The sequence below is a fragment of the Desertihabitans aurantiacus genome, assembly GCF_003344635.1.
Classification (GTDB): Bacteria; Actinomycetota; Actinomycetes; order Propionibacteriales; family Propionibacteriaceae; genus Desertihabitans; species Desertihabitans aurantiacus.
The window spans coordinates 1-2,955 of record NZ_QPKK01000364.1 but is presented as its reverse complement, the minus strand read 5'-3'; the positions used below and the strand labels follow the sequence as shown (position 1 = coordinate 2,955).

3 protein-coding genes are annotated in these 2,955 nt (G+C 72.9%); all 3 read right to left on the bottom strand.

The window, feature by feature from the left end; translation table 11 throughout:
* On the bottom strand, nt 1-506 hold a 506-nt coding region (locus DVA66_RS18940; RefSeq protein ID WP_157974141.1), incomplete at its 3' end, for an AAA family ATPase.
* Entirely contained in the window at nt 503-1,456 is a 954-nt protein-coding gene (locus DVA66_RS18935; RefSeq protein WP_269801646.1) for an NAD kinase, read from the bottom strand. The genes DVA66_RS18940 and DVA66_RS18935, both read right to left, overlap by 4 nt.
* A gap of 73 nt (nt 1,457-1,529) precedes the next feature.
* A complete protein-coding gene (locus DVA66_RS18930; RefSeq protein WP_114561407.1) occupies nt 1,530-2,750 on the bottom strand; it encodes a metallophosphoesterase family protein in 1,221 nt (406 codons plus the stop codon).
* Between the last annotated feature and the right edge of the window lie 205 nt (nt 2,751-2,955).

Below are 2,955 nucleotides of genomic sequence, written 5' to 3'. Positions count from 1 at the left end.
CGGCGACGCTCGAAGCAGCCGCGGTAGTCGGTGAGCACCTGGCGCAGCGCCGGGTCGGCGGCCTGGTCGAGCAGCTCGCGCTGGCGTTCGGGGCGGGACAGCCGCACCTGCTCGGCCTGGCCGTGGATGGCGATCAGCTCCGAGGCCACCTCCGCGCACTGGGCGGCGGTGACCTGGGCGCCGCCGAGCCAGCAGCGGGTGCGTCCGGCGGTGGTCAGCTGGCGGCTGATCAGCAGCTCGTCGTCGTCGAGCTCGCCGCCGCCCTCGACGACCCGGTCGCGGACCAGCCCGGGCAGCCCGGCGAAGCGGCCCTCGACCCGGGCCCGCTCGGCCCCGACGCGGACCGCGGACCGGTCGGCGCGCCCACCCAGCAGCAGGCCGAGCCCGGTGACCACCATCGTCTTGCCGGCCCCGGTCTCGCCGGTGACCACGGTCAGCCCCGGGTGCAGCTCGAGCTCGGCGGCGTCGATCACGCCGAGGTCGGTGATGCTGAGCTCGGTGATCACGACAGCACCTCCCGGCCGCCGCGCCAGCCCTCCACCCGCAGCCCGAACTTGCTCACCAGCCGGTCGGTGAAGGGGGCCCGGGTGAGCCGGGCCAGCCGCAGCCGGTGGTCGCTGCGCTGGATCTCCACCACGGTGCCCGACAGCACCTCGCTGGAGCGGCGCCCGTCGCACCAGACCACCCCGGCCGCCTTCGACTCGCCGAGGATCTCGATCCGGATGGTGGAGGACGGGTCGAGCACCAGCGGTCGGGCGAACAGCGCGTGGGCGCTGAGCGGCACCAGCAGCAGCGCCTCCACCCCGGGCCACATCACCGGCCCGCCGGCGGAGAAGGCGTACGCGGTGGAGCCGGTCGGGGTGGCGACCAGCACCCCGTCGCAGGACCAGCGCGAGAGCGGACGGCGGTCGATCTCGACCATCGTCTCCAGCATCTTCTCCCGCGAGGCCTTCTCCAGCGACACCTCGTTGACCGCGAAGGTCGTCCAGGACGGCCCGTCGCCGTCGGGGGTGGTGACCGAGACCTCGATCACCACGCGCTCCTCCAGCCGCCAGTCCCCCGACACCACGTGCTCCACCACGGTGTCGATCTCGCTGGACTCGGCCTCGGCGAGGAAACCGACGTGGCCCAGGTTGACCCCGAGCAGCGGCACCTCGGCCGGCACCGCCCACTCCGCGCCGCGCAGGATGGTGCCGTCGCCGCCGAAGACCACGGCCAGCTCGCAGCCGTCGTGGACGGCGACGTCGCGGGGCTCGAAGGGCTCGATCAGCCCGTCGGTGCAGCGCTCCTGCAGCAGGTCGGCGTCCTCGCACGGGACGAGGGCGGTGATGCCGTGACGGCTGAGACCGGTGACGAAGCGGACGGCCGCCTCGACCGCCATCCGGCGTCCGGTGTGGGTCAGCACGGCGACCCGTCGCGCGGTCGGGCGGGTGGTGCCGGGCTGCGGGTCGCTCACGCGCTCACCCTACGGCCCGGCACCACCGCCACCCGTCCGCTCCCCGGCATCTGTGGACGGCTCGCCGGTGGGCTCAGCGCTCGCCGGGCAGCGGCAGCGGCTCGATCGGCTGGTCGTCGGCGGTGAGGTCGATGCCGTAGTCGGCAGCGAAGACCATCCGGGTCCCGACCAGGACGTCGTCGGTGCGGTCGTCGAGGTCGAACACCCGCGCGCCCCGCAGCCGGTTGCGCTCGGCGCCGGACAGGCCGTAGGTGCCGAAGCCGGTGTTGCCGGAGTAGCCCAGCAGCACCCCGTAGTAGTTGCCGCAGTAGGTGTTGACGTGGTCGTGGCCGCAGAAGACGCCCTTGACATCGCCGCGGTCGAGGATGGCGCTGAACAGGCCGCTGTTGACCGGCCCGGGGCACTCGTCCTCGTTGCGCTCACCGGTGATCGAGTGGCGCACCACCGCGGCCTCGTGGTTGCCGCCGTTGCGCTCGTCCACCCCGCCGAACCACATGAAGCGGTGCTCCCACAGCGGGATGTGGATGAACATCAGCGCCGGCACCTTCTTGCGCCAGCGCTTCTCCAGCGCACGGGAGGTCTGGCAGTACCACTCGACCTGGTTCATCCGCACCCAGTCCCAGGTCGGGTAGCCCGAGAAGTCCTGGCCGGCGACCTGAGCCGGGGCGTAGCGGCCGCTGTCGAGCAGGAAGAGGGTGAACGCCGCACCCTGGCGCCGGTCGGTGGCGCGGATGGTGAGCGCCATGTTGCCCGAGCCGGTGACGCCCTCGGGGCTCGGCTCGTTGTGGTTGTGCGGGTAGGAGCGGTAGATGTCGAGCATCTCCTCCTCGTCCAGGCCGCCCTGCGGGGTGGAGTCCTCGTCGTGGTTGCCGTAGGTGAGCACCCAGGGGATGCCGCGCTCCTCCATCGGCACCACGACGTTGTTCATCGCCTGGCGCATGGCGCGCTCGTCCTCGCAGCCGCCGGTGATGTTGTCGCCGTTGAGCACCACCAGGTCCGGCTTCTCGGAGTCGAGCACCTTCTCCATCAGCTCGATGGTGCGGCGGTCGATGCGCTCGTCGTCCTGGGTGTCGTTGAACTGCACGATCCGGAACGTGTGGTCGCGGAAGGTCAGCGGGCTCTTGCTCTCCGCGCGCGCCGGGGCGGCGCCCAGGCCGTTCATCCCGGCCCCGAGGGTGACGGCCGCGGCGGCCAGGCCGGTGCCGGCCAGGAAGTGGCGTCGGCCGACGTCACCGCACGAGGGGTCGGTCGCCTCCGGTGTCGCGGGGGCGGGGGGCTGGTTCGGCTGGGTCATCGGGGGTCCTTCCGTGGCTGGCGGCCCGCACCGTCGCGGGGTCGCCGACAGCCAACCGGCGGTCGCTGTCCTCGGGCCGGAGCGCAGGTGTCCAGCAGGTGACGTCGGCGCTGCGAGTTGGTTCAGCCGACGGGCCGCAGCAGCAGGAAGAACTCGGTGTTGCCGTCGGCGCCGGGCAGCCGGCTCGGCACCTGCCGCTCCGGTG

Excerpts from the sequence above, each read along its gene's own strand:
- DVA66_RS18930 (WP_114561407.1), bottom strand. The coding sequence starts at position 2,750 with ATGACCCAGCCGAACCAGCCCCCCGCCCCCGCGACACCGGAGGCGACC.